This is a genomic window from Shinella lacus, from assembly GCF_010994755.1.
GTDB classification, from domain to species: domain Bacteria; phylum Pseudomonadota; class Alphaproteobacteria; order Rhizobiales; family Rhizobiaceae; genus Shinella; species Shinella lacus.
Genome location: NZ_WHSB02000018.1, coordinates 14449 through 31136 on the forward strand (window position 1 = coordinate 14449; position 16688 = coordinate 31136).

Below are 16688 nucleotides of genomic sequence, written 5' to 3' on the forward strand. Positions count from 1 at the left end.
CTGACACATCCCTGTCAGTTGGCCTTCGTTATAGCACGCTTCAAGCGCTTGAAACAAAAGGAAGCACGGCGCTTCCGAGCGGTTTATGATAACGGACAACTGACATGACCTACAGCGAAAACCTCTGGCTCTTCTTCCTGCTCGTCTCCGGCATCATCATCGTGCCGGGCATGGACATGGTCTTCGTGCTCGCAAGCTCGCTTTCCGGCGGGCGCAAGGCCGGCTTGTCGGCGACCTTCGGCATCATGGCCGGCGGGCTCGTGCACACGCTCTATGCGGCGCTCGGCGTCGGCATGCTGCTGCATTTCGCGCCGAACCTGTTCAATATCCTGCTGGTGCTGGGTGCCGCCTATGTCGCCTGGATCGGCTGGCAGCTCTTCCGATCGTCGATCACCATCGATGCCGTCGACAGCCTCGACCGGCGGGGCATGCTGACCCGCTTCCGCCAGGGCGCGCTGACGAGCCTGATGAACCCGAAGGCTTATCTCTTCATGCTCGCCGTCTTCCCGCAGTTCCTGCGCCCGGAATTCGGCCCGCTGTGGCGGCAGGCGACGGTCATGCTGCTGATGATCTGGGTGACGCAGCTGGCGGTCTATGGCGGGCTGGCGCTTGCCGCGGCCCGCAGCCGCGACGCACTGATCGGCAGCCCTGCGGCCACCCGCTTCATTGGCCGTGCGGCGGGCGTGCTGCTGGTGGCGATCGCGGCATTCACATTGTGGCGGGGCTGGGGCGCCTTGTGAGACGCGGCAGCGCGCCGTCACGGCCGAGAAGGCCGAGCCAGGTCGCGAGGATGACGACGGGCGCGACCGGCCAGCCGAGGAGGCTGAGGAGGGGCATGACCAGCGGCACGCAGGCGAGGCAAAACAAGGCGAAACGCAAGGCGAGGGACGACGGCCTGAGATCCATCCAGAGCACGGCGGCTGCGACGAGCGCCACAAGATCGTAGCTCGCCAGATAGGGCATGACCATCGCCGTGGCAAAGACCGTGCTCGCCGCGCGCGCCTCCGGCTGGTCGAGCCGCAGAAGGCTGTAACCGAAGAGGACGAGCGCCAGCACCGCGAAGGGCAGGTGGACCGCGAAGGCCATCGACGCGTCAAAATCCAGGCTGCGGATCGCACCGAAGACGGTGGGCATCATATGGAGGAACAGGCCCGTCAGTTCCTTCATCACATGCACTTGGTAAGGCGTGACATAGTGGAAGAACCCCGCCCAGGCCTCGATGCCGAACAGGGAGACCGAGAGCAGGAAGAGGGCCAGCGCCGTCACGACGGCGCTGGCAATGGCTGGCCACCGGCGCTCCCACAGCAAGAGCAGGGGAAGCAGCACGCCGAGCTGCGGCTTCACCGTCAAAAGCCCGAAGCAGATGCCCGCCAGCACCGGCCGGCTGTCGCGCAGCGCAAGCCCGGCGATCAGCAGCGCGCCGAGCAGGAAGCCGTTCTGCACAACGAAGGCGTTCGTAAGCGCGACCGGCAGCAAAAGGAGAAGCTGCCATCCTTTCATCTGCCGGGCGGCAAGGTGCAGTGCGCCGCACAGCAGGAGAAAGGTTACGAGGAGGAAGAGGATGAGGGCGAACTTGTAGGTGAAAAGCCCCAGCGGCAGCATCAGCAGCAGGTAATGCGGCGGATAGCTCCAGGCGCGCCAGGGATAATCGGCGCCAAAAAACGAGCGCAGATGCGCGAGATAGCTCTCATGCGGGCCGAAGACGTCGAGCGCGCGGCCTTCCAGCGCCAGCCGCGCCGCCATCCAGTAATTGGCGAAATCCTTGTCCGTCCATTGCAATGTCAGCGTGCCGGGGTCGATTGCCAGCATCACGACAAAGACCGCGCCGACGATCGTGGCGAGAAGGGCGACGGAAAACAGGGGGGAGGCGGCTTTTCGCATGCGGGACCCCTCGGGGCGACACTTGCGAAAAACCTGCCATGCCGAGGTTAAGGAACGCTTCATGTAGCAGCGGCAGGCGGGCGCTTTCGCGACAGGTTCCATCAAAAAGATTTTACTGTCTGGAATCGTTCAAAATGCAATCATGCTCATGCATCGTTAAACCGGCGGCGCGGAAACAACCGGCCGCCAGCAATCGGGAGAACTTGATGAAGTTCAGGACATTGGCGGCCGCGGCCGTGCTTGCGGCCATCGGCGCCGGCGCGGTCATCGCGGCGGACGAACCGCAGGTCGTGCGCCAGGGCATGATGAAGAGTGTGGGCGGTGCCATGGGCGCGCTCGCCGGCATTGCCAAGGGCGAGAAGCCCTATGACGCGGAGATCGTCAAGGCATCGCTGACCACGATCAGCGAAGTCGGCAAGGCTTTCCCGGACCAGTTCCCGGCCGGCTCCGAGACGGGCCATGAAACCGAAGCCAGCCCGAAGATCTGGGAAGCGATGGACGACTTCAAGGCCAAGTCGCTGAAGCTCGGAACGGATGCCGACACGGTGCTCGCCAGCATGCCTGCCGACCAGGCGGGCGTGGGTGCCGCCCTCGGCACGATCGGTCCGAATTGCGGCGGCTGTCATGAGGTCTACCGCGTTAAGAAATAGGCGCGGTAGGCCGGCTCCACCCCAGAAAAACAAGCACTGTCCCGGCCTCCGTCCGGGGCGGTGCGTTGACGTTTCGATCCGCAAGGACAGGATCGCGCAGGCGGCGAGAGGGAATGGCTCATGGCACTGAAAAAACTCCTCGGCGGGATCGTCGTGCTGGGCGCGCTCGGCGCGGGCGCCTTTGTCTTCCTCACGGCGCCCGAGCGGCTGCCGGCGGAGACCTGGGCTGCGGCGGGCGAACCGGATCTCGCGAACGGTGAGCGCATCTTCCATGCCGGCGGCTGTTCGAGCTGTCATGCGGCACCGGGGGCGGCGGACGACCAGAAGCTGGTGCTGGCCGGCGGGCTGGCGCTGAAGAGCCCCTTCGGCACCTTCCACGCGCCGAACATTTCACCGGACGAGACGGCAGGCATCGGGGCGTGGACGCTCTCGGAATTCGGCGACGCCATGAAGCGCGGCACCGGCCGCGACGGCGAACATCTCTATCCGTCCTTCCCCTACGCCTCCTATGCGCGCATGACGGTGAAGGACATCAACGACCTCTATGGCTACCTCAAGACCCTGCCGAAGAGCACGAATGTCGCGCCCGGGCATGAGCTGCCGTTCCCGTTCAACATCCGCCTGGCGCTCGGCGGCTGGAAGTTCCTCTACCTGAACGAGGCGCCGCGCGTCGAACTGGCGAATGCCGACGAGACGGTCAAGCGCGGCCAGTATCTCGTCGAAGGCCCCGGCCATTGCGGCGAATGCCACACTCCGCGCGACATGCTGGGCGGGCTGAAGACCGACCAGTGGCTGGCGGGCGGGCCGAACCCGGAAGGCGAGGGGCGCGTGCCCAACATCACGCCGGCCGAGGGCGGCTTCGGCAGCTGGAGCGCCGGCGACATCGCCAACTACCTCGAAACCGGCTTCACCCCCGACTTCGACAGTGTCGGCGGCGCCATGGTTTCGGTGCAGAAGAACATGGCGCAACTGCCCAAGGAAGACCGCGACGCCATCGCCGCCTATCTGAAGGCGATCCCCGTGCGGTGAGGGCAGAGGGGGGAGCGGCGAGGTTCGTCGGATCAGGCCGGTGCCTTTTTATGTTCATCGCCGTACATGCCGAGATAGCCGAACAGTTCGTCCGAGCCGAGGCCGATGGCGTTGAGGATTTCGCGGGCAAAGCTGACGGGTGCGGCACCCGAGGCGGTGATGACGCCGCGGTCGCGCACGGCCTGCGGCTGGTTGCGGTAGAGCGCTTCGCCCCGATAGGCGGGGCCGACCTGCTTCATCTGCCCGGAAAAATTGCCGGTATGGGCACGATCGTCGAGCAGGCCGAGGCGGGCGAGTTCCAGCGTGGCGTCGCAGATCCCGGCGACGGGCTTGCCGGCGGCCATGAAACGCCCGACCGGAGCCGATAGGTCGGGCGCGGCATCCGATTGCCAGATCGTGCCGCCGCAGAGCACCAGCACGTCGAAACCGTCGGGCGAAACCGCTTCTACCGCCCCGGCTGAACTGATGGAGACGCCGCCGAGCGAGGTGACGCCGGCGCCGCCGGGCGTCAGCACCACGGTTTCCGCCCCGCAGTCGCCGCGCGCCGTCGCCATCAGCAGCCCGCATTCCCAGTCGGCGTAACCCTCCGTCAGAACGATTGCCAGTCGCTTCGCCATGATGGCCTCCTCTTGTTTCGGCGCTTCAGCCCAGCGCCTGTACGTAGCGCATGCCGGTGACCGGGCCGGCGCGGAAATTCATCTGCTCGTAGAAGCGGTGCGCGCCGAAATTGCCGGTCGCGGCGCTCACGGAAAGGTAGCCGCAGCCGGCAATGCGGGCGTGCTCGCGGGCGCGGGAAACGAGGTGGCGGCCGATGCCGTGGCCGCGATTGTCCTTGCGCACGAAGATCTGGTGCAGCTCCATGCCGCGCAGGCCTTCCAGCGCGCGGTAGAGCGGAACGAGCAGTGCGTAGCCGATCAGCCGTCCGCCGGCTTCGGCCACAAGGGCCGTGACCCAGGGATTGTTGCCGAACAGGTCGCGGTCGAGATCGGCGGCGGAGATCCTGGCGGTGTCGCCGTGGCATTCGGCATGCAGCGCGATCATGTCGAGGATCTGCTGCAGGTCGCCCGGGCGCGCGGCGCGGATGGTCAGCATCGGCGGGCGTTCGAGGGCATTCGGTTCAAGCTTGATGACGGTATTGTGCATTTCGGGCTCCTTCGGTTTTCTGCCATCAGGTGCCTTAGAAACAACAAAGCCGCCTGACGGCGGCTTGTTGACATGATCAATCAGCCGCTCCTTATCGGAACAGCCAAAAATACGTTGCGGCGATGTGCGTGCTCTTGATCATGGACGCGATATTCTCCGTTTCGCGCCGTTTGTCAATTGGTCCACTGCAAGAAACATGCGGGACAAAATGGGGATGAAAGCGGAGACTGGTCAGGCCTCCGCTTCCTCCGTGCCGGCGGCGGCTTGCCCTGCCGCCGTGCCTGCCTGCGGGTTCTCGTCGATGCCGAGCTGTTGCTTCATGGCGCGGCGGATCTCTTCCTCGATCGCGTCGCGCGCTTCCGGCGGAAGGGCCGCGAGGCTCTCTTCCGTCAGGCCCATCTCCTCCAGCATTTCCTTGCGCAGGCGCTCGGCCGGCGTCATTTTGGAAAGCTCCATGAATTCGGCGACGAGGCCGTCGCTGCCGTCCTCGGCCTTGTCGAGCTTCGCCTGCGTCAGCCACAGAGCATTGGCAAAGCCGGAAGAGATCGGCGCGGTGGGGCTGACGGTGGGGATATTGCGGGCCGAGGAACCGCCGCCACCCATGCCGCTGTAGAGGCTGTCGTCGCTCGTCGGGGTGCGCGGCTTGCCGAGCGTGTAGGCGGAAAGCATGCTGCCGTCGATCTTCATGCAAATGGTTCCCTGAAACAACTTTAGGGAACCCTAGCGGTTGCAGCTTTTGCGAGACTTGCCGGTCCTTACACCTCACTCTCGACGCGGCCCGCGCCGAGCCGCACGACATGATCGGCAGGCGCGATGACGTTTTTGCGGTGGGTGACGGCAAGGATGGTGACGTCGCCGGCAAGGCCCCGGATATGCTGCATGATTCCCGCCTCCGTCGCCTCGTCCAGCGCCGAACTCGCCTCGTCGAGGAACAGGAATTCCGGATCGGCATAGAGCGCGCGGGCAATGGCGATGCGCTGCCGCTCGCCGCCCGAAAGCTTCATGCCGCGCTCGCCGACCATCGTCGCAAAACCCTCCGGCAGGCCCTCGATGAAGGGCAGAATCGCCGCTTTTTCGGCGGCGCGCTTCAGCCGCGTCTCGTCCATCGCGCGGCCGAGCACGATGTTGACGGCGAGCGTATCGTTGAGCAGCACCGCCTCCTGCGGCACGATGCCGACCGCGCCATACCAGTCGCGCTGGGAGACACGGTCGAGATCGACGCCATCGACGGTGATGCGGCCAGAGGCGGGGCGGATCGATTTCAGGACGAGGCGCAGCAGCGTCGATTTGCCGGAGCCGGTCTCGCCGACGAGATAGGTGATGCGGCCGCGCTCGGCGGCAAAGCTGATATTCTCGACGCCGCGGCCGTTTTCATGGGCGTAGGAGACGTCCTCGAAGGCGAGTCGGCCCTCGCCGGACGAGAAGCCGCCGGTGGTCGCCGCATCCGGTTCCTCGGGTGCTGCCCAGATGCGGGCGAGTGGCAGCAGGTTGGCGCGGGCGCGCACCACGTCGTCGATTGCATGGCCGATCATCTCGAAGGGCTGGTTGAGCTGCAAAAGCAGCGTGTTGAACAGCACGACGTCGCCGACGCTGAACTCGCCGGCCCGGTAGCGCGGCAGGAGCAGCAGGAAGGTGACGACGAACTGCACGGCAAGCCCCGCGCCCATCAGCGACGAATAGCCGATGCGCCGGCGGCAGAAGGTGATCCAGTTGTCGCGCTCCTCTCCGGCCTTTTCGGAAAACCGCGCCCGCATCCAGCCATGGCTGCCGAAATGGCGCAGCGTCTCCATCGCCGTCATGGCATTGCCGACGAATTTCGCGTTCTCCTGGGCGGCCTTGATCGCCTCGTCGAGATATTTGCGCGTGCGGTGGTTGGCAACGGCGGTGAGCGTGATGAAGGCGCCGCCATAGGCGAGAACGATCAGCACGACTTCGAGGTTGATCGTCGCGCCAAGCATGACGAGGGCGAGCGCAATCTGGGTGGCGCCGGGAATGAACACGATGAGGGCGAGCTGCACGAGCGTCATCATCGCGCCTTCGCCGCGCTGCCCGGCGCTCTCGATCTCGGCGGGATTGTGCTCGGTGAAGAAGGCGGCGCTCTTCTTCAGCAGCCGTTCGAAGAGGCTCGTGCTGGCGATGAAGCTGAGGTTCTGCGCGCTCATGAAGGAGAGGTACTGCACCATGTTCTGAAGCGCGGCGGATGCGCCGATCAGCAAGGCATAGAGCACGAATCCCGCCGCCAGCATCTCGGCGAAGCGGTCGGCCGTCAAGGTGTCGACGAGGCGGGAGAACAGATAGGGCGCGGCGACGGAAGAGATCGCCGAGAGGAAGACGATCGCCGCGACGAGCGCCAGCAGGCCGCGCGAGGAACGCCAGTAATTGACCAGAACATGTTTCACCGGCGCGGCGATCAGCCGCCAGTCGTCCTTCATGGGCGAACCTCCAGGGGAGCGTAGAAAGGCCGGCGCGGGGAGGCAACCCGCGCCTGCTGAAGCAGACCGACAGGTTGTTACGGCAGCGTATAGGCGATGACGTAGTCGCCGGGCTTGGTGCCGACGGAGCCGTGGCCGCCGGCGACGATCAGGACATATTGCTTCTGGCCGACCGTGTAGGTCATCGGCGTCGCCTGGCCGCCGGCGGGAAGCCGGGCTTCCCAGAGCTGGTTGCCGCTCGTCACGTCATAGGCGCGCAGATAGTCGTCGACCGCGGCACCGAGGAAGGCGATGCCGCCCTTGGTGATGATCGGGCCGCCGATGCCGGGCACGCCGACCTTGAAGGGCAGCGGCAGCGGCGTCATGTCCATGACCGTGCCGTTCTTGTGCTTGTAGGCGATCTTGCCGGTGGCAAGGTCGGCACCCGCGACATAGCCCCATGGCGGCGCCTGGCAGGGAATGCCGAGCGGCCCGAGGAACGGCCCCATGAAGACGCCGTAGGGGGCGCCGTCATTGCGGTTGAGGCCCTGTTCGGAACCTTTCTCGTCCTGTCCCTTCGGCGGGATCTGGTCACGCGGAACGAGGCGGGAGGTGAAGGCGAGGTAGGTCGGCATGCCGAACATCACCTGCCGCTCCGGATCCACCGCGACGGAGCCCCAGTTGAACGTGCCGAAATTGCCGGGATAGACGATCGTGCCTTCCAGCGACGGCGGCGTGTAGCGGCCTTCGTATTTCATCGACAGGAAGTCGATGCGGCACGCCAACTGGTCGAACATGGTGATGCCCCACATGTTCTTCTCGGTCAGCGGCGGGGGCGAGAAGGTGAGGTCGGAGATCGGCTGGGTGGGCGCGGTGAAATCCTCCGGGATGGCGCCGGTGGGCGCCGGAATTTCCTTGACCCCGATGATCGGCTCGCCGGTGCGCCGGTCGAGCACGTAGATGTCGCCCTGCTTGGTCGGGCCGACGAGGGCGGGGATGGTGGCGCCCTCGCGGGTGATGTCGATCAGCGCCGGCTGGGCCGGCACGTCCATGTCCCAGAGGTCGTGGTGCACCGTCTGGCGCACCCAGCGAACGGCCCCGCTCTTGATGTCGAGCGCGACGATGGAGGACGAATACTTCTCGACATGCTCGCTGCGGCCCATGCCGAGCTGGTCGGGCACGCGGTTGCCGAGCGGGATATAGACCAGGCCGAGCGCCTCGTCATAGCTGAAGACCGACCAGGAATTCGGCGAGTTGACGGTATAGACCTGGCCTTCCGGCAGCGGCGTCGTGACGTCCGGATTGCCGGAATCCCAGTTCCAGACGAGCGCGCCGGAATTGACGTCGAAGGCGCGGATCACGCCTGATTGCGACTGGGTCGAATAGTTGTCGTTGACCGCGCCGCCGATGATGATCTTGCCGTCGGTGATCACCGGTGGCGAGGTGGAATAGTAGTAGCCGGCCGGGTTGAAGGGCATGCCCTGTTCGAGCTGCAGCACGCCGTTCTGGGCGAAGCTGGTGCAGACATCGCCGGTGGCCGCGTCGAGCGCGATCAGGCGGGCGTCCGAGGTGGGCAGGTAGACGCGGGTGGCGCAGGTCGTGCCGGCGGTGGCGGCGGGGTCGGCATAATAGGTCACGCCGCGGCAGGTCTGGTGCTGGCGGTCCGGGTTCATGCCGGAGTTGGAATCATATTTCCACTTCTCCTTGCCGGTCGCGGCATCGAGCGCGATCGCCCAATTGTGCGGCGTGCACATGTACAGCGTGTCGCCCACCTTCAGCGGCGTCACCTGGTAGGTCGTCTCGCCGACGTCGTCGGGCAGCTTCACGTCGCCGGTCTGGTATTGCCAGGCGACCTTGAGCGTCGAAACATTGTCCGTGTTGATCTGGTCGAGCGGCGAATAGCGCTGACCATATTGCGTGCGGCCATACTGGTGCCATTCGCCGGCCGGCACGTTGCCGCCGAGTGCGGGCGTGGCGTTGACGATATCGGTCGGCAGGTCGCCGGCCATGTCATGCGGGTCCTGCGTCAGCGAAAAGCCGGCAACGCCGATCGCGACGAGCACGGCGACCGCGAGCGGCAGGGCGGAGGCGGCATAGCTTGTGCCGGTGGGGCTGGCAAAACCGAGCGGCCGGCGGATGGCGGGCAGCATCAGCCACAGGCCGAGCAGCACGATGACGCCGCCGCGCGGCCCAAGCTGCCACCAGTCGAAGCCGACTTCCCAGATGCCCCAGCCGAGCGAGCCGAGAATGATCAGCGCATAGAGCCACAGCGCCGCACTGGAGCGGCGCACAAGCAGGATGGCAGTGACGATGAAGGCAATGCCGGTGACGAGGTAATAGGGGCTGCCGCCGAGCGACAGCAGCCACCCGCCTCCGCCCGTCAGCACCAATCCGATGATGGCGAAGAGGGCGGCGGTCAGCGTGAGCAACATGGCAGTCTCCGTTAGCGATGCCGGCCGGGGGAGGAGGGGGCCGACATGACGTCCGGCTCAAGGAGGGACGTGGGAGAAATTAGGGCGGAGCCGGGATGCTTCAATGCTGCCGCATTTCTAGTTTTTGCGCAATCTCTACTTGTAAAGCGCCTCACGTTCCGCAGAAGGTTGCCGTGATCTCCTCGCCGGGCCTTGGCGGCTCGGCATAGGCGGCGAAGGCCGGCTGGTCCTCGTAGGGCCTGGCAAGCAGGTCGTTCAGCGCCTCGAACAGCGAGAAATCGCCATGGTCGATCGCCGCATTCAGCGCCTCCTCGACCTTGTGGTTGCGCGGAATGAAGGCCGGGTTGAGCTTGCGCATGGCGGCTGCGCGGGTCTGCGGCGCGGTGGCATCCTGCGACAACCGGTCGCGCCAGGCGGCAAGCCAGGGCGTCAGCGCATTCGGATCTTCGAAGAGTTCGCCGAGTGCGGCATCCGCCGCACTGTCCTCGGCCGCATCGGCGAGGCGCCGGAAGGCGAGCGTATAGTCGGCCTTCTGTTCGTAGAGGATCACGAGAAGGTCGCGGATCAGCGCCTGGTCGACATCCTGCTCCTCGCTGCCGAGGCCGGTCTTGGCGCGGATCACCGCCTTCCAGTGCTCCTGGAACCGCTCCATGAAGCGGGTAACGGCGGCGTTTGCCGCTTCCAGCGCCTTGTCCTCGTTCTCGTCGAGGATCGCCAGCATCGCTTCGGCGAGCCGTGCGATGTTCCACTGGCCGATCGCCGGCTGGTTGCCGAAGGCGTAGCGCCCGTGCTGGTCGATCGAGGAGTAGACGGTGCGCGGATCGTAGCGGTCCATGAAGGCGCAGGGGCCAAAGTCGATCGTCTCGCCCGAAATCGTCATGTTGTCCGTGTTCATCACGCCATGGATGAAGCCGACGCCGAGCCATTTGGCGATCAGCGCCGCCTGCCGGTCCGCCACCGCATCGAGCAGCGCGAGATAGGGTTTTTCGGCGCCCTTCAGGTCCGGATAGTGCCGGTCGATGACATGGTCGGCGAGCACGCGCACGTTCTCGGTCTCGCCGCGCGCCGCAAAGAACTGGAAGGTGCCGACGCGGATATGGCTGGCGGCCACACGGGTGAAGACGGCGCCCGGCAGCACCCGGTCACGATAGACCGCCTGGCCGGTGGCGACGGCGGCGAGCGCCCGCGTCGTCGGGATGCCGAGCGCATGCATGGCCTCGCTGATGATATATTCGCGCAGCACCGGCCCGAGCGCGGCCCGCCCGTCGCCGCGGCGCGAATAGGGCGTCTGGCCGGCGCCCTTCAGCTGAATATCGCGGCGCCTGCCGTTGCGGTCGATCACCTCGGCAAGCAGGATGGCACGGCCATCGCCGAGCCGCGGCACGAACCGGCCGAACTGGTGGCCGGCATAGGCCATGGCGAGCGGCAGCCCGCCGGGCAGGGGCACGTTGCCGGAGAAATAGCCCGCGCCATGCCGCTCCAGCGCATCGGCGTCAAGGCCGAGTTCCTGGGCCAGCGCCCGGTTGAACTTGATCACCTGCGGCGCTTCCACCGGTGTCGGATCGACGGGCGCGAAAAAGATGTCCGGTAGGCGCGCATAGCTGTTGTCGAAGGCGAATGCCTTGCCCATGGGCTTTGGGTTGCTTGCCTCGTTCATGACATCCTCGTCCGGCTTTTTTCTCGTTTTCTATAGGTAGCGACTGGCGACAGGAATGAAAGGGTCTGTCCGCTTGTCGCCCTTTGGGCGGGGTGCTACCGTCGCGGGTGGAATTTGCCCGTCCGCCAATTTGGGGGTTTTGACAGGATGCGTTATCTCGCTCTCGTTTTCCTCTTCCCGTCGCTCGCCTTCGCCCAAACCTGCGACCCCTGGAGCGCCGGCATGTCGGAGGAGGAAGAGGGGCGCATCATGATGGCCTCCGTCTGCCAGGCGGCCGGCGGCGAGACCTATGATCTCTTCCTGAAATGCGGCGCGGAAAGCGAGCTTTCTCTGCGCTTCCTCGTGCAGGCGGCGGATTTTCCGCCGGGCGACGGGCCGGAGTTTCTAAGCCCGCTGCGCCTCACCGTCGATGGCGAGGCCTTCGACGGTGAGGCGCACCACGAGGCGATGGACAACGCCATGGTCAGCGATTTCCCGATCAAGGGGCCGCTCGTCGCGCGCCTCAAGGCCGGCAAGACGCTCACTGTCGCCTATCCCGAAACGAAACTGCCGCCGGTCGACTTCCCGCTCAAGGGATCGAAGGCGGCGATCGACACGCTGGTGGCCGCCTGCACCGGCTCCTGACGGCACATCCCCGTTTTGTCCCGCCGGGCTCTTGCGGGCCGGGCGAAGATCGAATTTCATAACCCACTGAATAAGCAGGCGGTGTCGTCCGTCCCTTTCTTCAGCATGTAATGGGTGAGCGAATTTCCGGTTGCCGGCGTACCGGCCGCCTCGGTCATGTCCTCAGGGAGGGTATCGTGCAGCGGACTATCCATCGGTTGATCGGGGCGCTTGCCGCCTGTCTCTTTCTCCTCGCAGCGCCTGCGGCCTTCGCCGCCGAACGCTACGCGCTCATCATCGGCAATGCGGAATACGAGGATGCCGAGCCGCTGGAAAACCCGCTGAACGACGTCGACCTTGTCGGCGAGGCGCTGGAGCGGGCGGATTTCTCCGTGACGCGCGTCACCGATGCCGATCATCTCGGCATGCTCTCGGCGCTCAACAACTTCACCCGGGTGGCCGAGAAGGTCGAAAACCCGGTGCTCTTCGTCTATTTCTCCGGTTATGCCGTGCAGATCGACGGCGACAACTACCTGCTGCCGACCGACGCCTCGGGCCGCACGCTGACGGGCCTGCGCAATCGCTCGCTCGTCGTCTCCGAGGTCACCGCGACGCTGCGCAAGCTCGGCACCGGCCTCAAGGTCGTGCTGTTCGACGCCGCGCATGACAACCCCTTCGTGCTGCTGCGCGACATCCAGGACGGCCTTGCCGAGCCGAAGAATGCCGACGGCATCCACTATGCCTATGCGTCGGCGCCCGGCACGACCTACGACTACGAGGGCACGCCGATCAGCCCCTTCGCCTCCGCCTTCGTCGATGCGATCAGCATTCCCGGCATCGTGCTGGAGGACGCCTTCCGCAAGGTCGGCGAGATCGTCAAGGAGCGCAGCAAGGGCAAGCAGGAGACCTGGCAGAGCGACGCCGACTACGGCAAGTTCGCGCTGAGCGCCAAGGACGCCAAGGTCGACGAGGCGGAAATCGCCTTCTACGAATTCGCTTCGCTCGCCGACAACCGCGAGGCCTATGACCGCTACCTCAGCCGCTATCCGGAAGGCGCCTTCGCCTATATCGCCCAGCGCAAGATCGACCTGCTCGGCCGCCGCTTCGAAGGCGACCACGAGGATACCGGCGAGATGCCCATCCTCTCGGTGTCCAACGACCGGCACGATCCCTGCGGCCGGCTCGAATTCGGCGGCAACCAGCGCGACCGCCGCCTGTCCGACGTCTACAAGGACGGCCAGCTGGTGCTGATCGATTTCAGCTTCTGGTATCCGCCGGAAAAATGCGACTACCTCTCCTTTTTCTCCACCGTCTATTCGCATGAGCGCCTGCGCAACATCATCACCTCGGCCAGCATTCCCGAGCGCCAGATCTATGTGGCGACCGAGGATGACCTGAGCCCTAGCGAGGAGCGCGCGATCTACGACTATTTCGACGAGGACCGCCGCGGCTATTCGCAGTCGCTGATGTTCCGTGCGATCAACGAGGAGCGCCGCCACGGGCTCGGCATTGCAGTGAAGACGCCGGACGACAACGCCCGTGAATATGTCGACGAGGTGGAATGCGGCGACGGCTGCCTGCGCTTCCGCGGCCTCGTTCGCTTCCGTGACAACAGCGTGCGCTCGCTGGAGGACTACGAGTTCGAATTCGTCGACGTGCGCCGCCTCGGCTTCTACGACAAGTACCGCGATGCGCTGCGCGACTTCCCGCACGACGAACACGCGTCGAACGACAGCGCAAGCCACGACACCAAGACGGACAGCTACGACAGCGCCTCGAGCCACGAGACGAAGACGGATGCCTATGGCGAAAGCTCTTCGTCGAGCCACGACGACGGCTACGGTTCGGATGCCGACCCGTACCGGTCGTCGCGTTCGGTCGGCGGCTGGGACATCGTCGCGGACTTCTCCGACGATCGCCGCTTCCTGAACTGCCGCGCCATCCGCCGCAGCGGCGATGACCGCTACGCCGCCTTCCGCTGGTACGACGACGGCCACGTCACCTTCGGCTTCCAGGACACGTCCTACGACTATGCCGACGACTACACGAAGGACGCCAAATACTGGATCGACGACGGCCAGGGCTATGACATCCATGGCAAATCCTACGGCCAACGCGAAATCGCCTACGACCTCGGCAAGGACCGCTCGGTCATCGACGCCCTGAAACGCGGCAACCACATCCGGATCGGGGATGTGGAGACAAGCCTGAAGGGTTCGAGCGCGATGCTGAACGACTTGCAGGAATGTGTGGGGGCGTTCCGGTAGGCGCGCTCAGTGCAGCAGCGCAAAGGCAGAGAAAAAGCCGGCACTAAGGCCGGCTCAAAAGTCTCGATGGTGCCACCGACTATTGGCGTTTAACGGCCGCCTGCTCTAATCTATTCCGGTTACGCGGTACTCAAGCGTATCCGGTGTCTTGAAGCGCTATCCACAATCTCTTTGTTCTCGTCCAGTGCAACAGCGGTAAGATAGGCAAGCAATGACATGCCATCTTGGCGCGAAAGATGCTGAACGAGTTCAAGAAGATAGCGGATTTGGTCTTGGTGACGACGCATTTTCTATCCCTTGTGGTGTGCGACGCAACGACCATCCAGAGTTTTAAAAGCGCTTTCAATCCCCAATTCTACTATGTCTTTTTACATAACCGCAGAGTCTCCCGCCGTGACAGGAGGGCAATGACGCCTGAGTTGTGCCTCGGGTAATTCAGGGAAAAACGAATCCTACATCTTCCCCGCAACCTTGATCGCAAACGCATACTCGAACGCGATCTCCTCCAGTCGCTGGAAGCGACCCGACGCGCCGCCGTGGCCCGCGCCCATGTTGGTCTTGAGGAGGATGGGCTCGCTGCCGGTGGTCTTTTCGCGCAGCTTGGCGACCCATTTGGTGGGCTCCCAATAGGTGACGCGGGGGTCGGTGAGGCCGGAGAGCGCGAGTATAGCGGGGTAGGGTTTCGCCTCGACATTGTCGTAGGGCGAGTAGCTGGCCATCAGCTGGTAGAAATCCCTGCTGTCGATCGGGTTGCCCCATTCGGGCCATTCCGGCGGCGTCAGCGGCAGGGTGTCGTCGAGCATGGTGTTGAGCACGTCGACGAAGGGCACGGCGGCGATGATGCCGCCGAATTTTTCCGGCGCCATGTTGGCGATGGCCCCCATCAGCATGCCGCCGGCCGAGCCGCCCTCGGCGACGATCTTCGCGTAGGACGTGAACTTCTCTTGATTCAGATAGTCGGCAGCGGCGATGAAGTCCTTGAACGTATTGGTCTTCCTGTCCATCTTGCCGTTTTCGTACCAGGCGAAACCCTTGTCCTTGCCGCCGCGGATATGGGCGATGGCATAGACGAAGCCGCGGTCGACGAGCGACAGGCAATTGGTGTTGAAGGACGCCGGGATGGTGATACCGTAGGCGCCGTAGCCGTAGAGCAGGCAGGGCGCGGAGCCGTCGAGCGGCGTATCCTTGCGGTAGAGCAGGGTGACCGGCACCTGCTCACCGTCGAAGGCTGGGGCGAAGACGCGGCGGGTAATATAGTCGTCCGGATTGTGGCCGGAGGGCACTTCCTGGGTCTTCAGAAGCGTGCGCTCGCGCGTCGCCATATTGTAGTCGAAGAGCTGCGAGGGCGTCGTCATCGAGGAATAGGAGAAGCGGATGACATCCGTGTCATATTCCGCAGCTCCCGAAAGGCCGAGCGAATAGGCTTCCTCCGCAAAGGCGATGGCGTGTTCCTCGCCGGTCTTACGGTCGCGCACGACGATGCGCGGCAGGCCTTCGTGACGCTCCAGCCAAATGAGGTGGCGGGCATAGGCCATGTGGTTGAGGATCAGCGTGCCGGCGCGATGCGGCACGACCTCGCTCCAGTTCTCGCGGCCCGGCGCCGTCACCGGCGTCTGCATGATCTTGAAGTCCTTGGCGCCGTCGGCATTGGTCAGGATGTAGAAGACGTCCCCGCCCTCCGTCATCGAATATTCGAGCCCCGTCTGGCGCGGCGTCACGATGACGGGCGTCGCGAGCAGATCCTTGGTCGAGAGCAGGCGGTATTCGCTCGTCTCGTGGTCATGGATGTCGATATAGATGTAATCGTCGATCAGCGAGCCGCCGACCGACATGAAGAAGCCCGCATCCTTCTCCTCGTAGACCAGCCGGTCGTTCTCCTGGCGCTCGCCGAGGATGTGGTGGAAGATCTTCGAGGGGCGGTGGTTCTCGTCGAGCGCGGTATAGAAGAAGCTCTTCGCATCCGGCGCCCAGACGCCGTCGCCGCCGGTGTTGTCGAGCGTGTCGGAACGGTCCTCGCCGGTCGCAAGATCGCGCACGCGCAGCGTGAAATATTCCGAGCCCTTGTCGTCATAACCCCAGATGCCGAGCGAATGGTCGGTCGAATGGCTGATGCCGGCAAGCCGGAAATAGTCCTTGCCGGAGGCCTCCTTGTCGCCGTCGAGCAGGAGCTTGCGGTCGCCGCCCTCGCGCGGTTCGCGGAAGTAGCGCGGCTGCTCGCCGCCGGTGACGTAGGACGTTCCATAGGCGAAGGGACCGTCCTTCATCGGCACGGAACTGTCGTCCTCCTTGATGCGGCCGCGCATCTCGGCAAACAGCACCTTTTGCAGCGCTTCCGTGTCGGCCATCGCCGCCGTCATATAGGCGTTCTCCGCTTCCAGATGGGTGCGGATCTCCGGCTGGAGGATCGTGGGATCCTTGAACATCGCCTGCCAGTTCTCGTCGCGGAACCAGGCATAATCGTCGGTGCGGGTGATGCCGTGACGGGTATCGGAGAGCGGCTTCTTGGCGGCGACGGGGGCGGCGGGCAGGTTTTGGAAGACGGACACGGTTTCACTCCGGCAAATCGCTAGGCGGGATCAAACAGATAGAGACCCCCGGCGCCGGCATCAATGCGG

At 64.8% G+C, this 16688-nt stretch carries 13 protein-coding genes; 5 read left to right on the top strand and 8 right to left on the bottom strand.

Going from position 1 to position 16688, the window contains the following annotated elements; all coding sequences use genetic code 11:
- Positions 1–104 precede the first annotated feature (104 nt).
- Positions 105–740 carry a LysE family translocator gene (locus GB927_RS29475; protein WP_256120794.1) on the top strand — a complete coding sequence of 212 codons (636 nt, stop codon included), beginning with the start codon at positions 105–107 and terminating at the stop codon, positions 738–740.
- Here the strand turns inward: GB927_RS29475 and GB927_RS29480 are convergent.
- Positions 709–1881 carry a glycosyltransferase family 87 protein gene (locus GB927_RS29480; protein WP_256120795.1) on the bottom strand — a complete coding sequence of 391 codons (1173 nt, stop codon included), beginning with the start codon at positions 1879–1881 and terminating at the stop codon, positions 709–711. The genes GB927_RS29475 and GB927_RS29480 overlap by 32 nt on opposite strands.
- A 206-nt stretch (positions 1882–2087) precedes the next feature.
- Between GB927_RS29480 and GB927_RS29485 the strand changes: the two genes are divergently transcribed.
- Both GB927_RS29485 and GB927_RS29490 read left to right on the top strand, forming a co-directional pair.
- Positions 2088–2531 (top strand): c-type cytochrome, encoded by a 444-nt coding sequence (locus tag GB927_RS29485; protein WP_256120796.1) that lies wholly within the window; start codon positions 2088–2090, stop codon positions 2529–2531.
- A gap of 120 nt (positions 2532–2651) precedes the next feature.
- Positions 2652–3560 carry a c-type cytochrome gene (locus tag GB927_RS29490; protein ID WP_256120797.1) on the top strand — a complete coding sequence of 303 codons (909 nt, stop codon included), beginning with the start codon at positions 2652–2654 and terminating at the stop codon, positions 3558–3560.
- A gap of 32 nt (positions 3561–3592) precedes the next feature.
- Here GB927_RS29490 and GB927_RS29495 read toward each other — a convergent pair whose 3' ends face one another.
- The 6 genes from GB927_RS29495 to GB927_RS29520 form a co-directional block, all read right to left on the bottom strand.
- Positions 3593–4177, bottom strand: coding sequence for a DJ-1/PfpI family protein (locus tag GB927_RS29495; RefSeq protein WP_256120798.1), 585 nt, complete (start codon positions 4175–4177; stop codon positions 3593–3595).
- 25 nt (positions 4178–4202) lie between these two features.
- Entirely contained in the window at positions 4203–4703 is a 501-nt protein-coding gene (locus GB927_RS29500) for a GNAT family N-acetyltransferase (RefSeq protein ID WP_256120799.1), read from the bottom strand.
- A gap of 231 nt (positions 4704–4934) precedes the next feature.
- Positions 4935–5390, bottom strand: coding sequence for a hypothetical protein (locus GB927_RS29505; RefSeq protein WP_256120800.1), 456 nt, complete (start codon positions 5388–5390; stop codon positions 4935–4937).
- 68 nt (positions 5391–5458) lie between these two features.
- Positions 5459–7135, bottom strand: a complete 1677-nt coding sequence (locus GB927_RS29510; RefSeq protein WP_256120801.1) for an ABC transporter ATP-binding protein — start codon at positions 7133–7135, stop codon at positions 5459–5461.
- Positions 7136–7212: 77 nt separating this feature from the next.
- Positions 7213–9546 (bottom strand): glucose/quinate/shikimate family membrane-bound PQQ-dependent dehydrogenase, encoded by a 2334-nt coding sequence (locus GB927_RS29515; protein WP_256120802.1) that lies wholly within the window; start codon positions 9544–9546, stop codon positions 7213–7215.
- Between the two features lie 151 nt (positions 9547–9697).
- Positions 9698–11203 carry a protein adenylyltransferase SelO gene (locus GB927_RS29520; RefSeq protein WP_256120803.1) on the bottom strand — a complete coding sequence of 502 codons (1506 nt, stop codon included), beginning with the start codon at positions 11201–11203 and terminating at the stop codon, positions 9698–9700.
- A gap of 147 nt (positions 11204–11350) precedes the next feature.
- Here GB927_RS29520 and GB927_RS29525 point away from each other — a divergent pair, with 147 nt between their 5' ends.
- Entirely contained in the window at positions 11351–11827 is a 477-nt protein-coding gene (locus GB927_RS29525; RefSeq protein ID WP_256120804.1) for an invasion associated locus B family protein, read from the top strand.
- Between the two features lie 176 nt (positions 11828–12003).
- Positions 12004–14073 (top strand): caspase family protein, encoded by a 2070-nt coding sequence (locus tag GB927_RS29530; RefSeq protein ID WP_256120805.1) that lies wholly within the window; start codon positions 12004–12006, stop codon positions 14071–14073.
- Positions 14074–14525: 452 nt separating this feature from the next.
- Here GB927_RS29530 and GB927_RS29535 read toward each other — a convergent pair whose 3' ends face one another.
- Positions 14526–16619: a S9 family peptidase gene (locus GB927_RS29535; RefSeq protein ID WP_256120806.1), complete on the bottom strand. Its 2094-nt coding sequence runs from the start codon at positions 16617–16619 to the stop codon at positions 14526–14528.
- Positions 16620–16688: the final 69 nt, after the last annotated feature.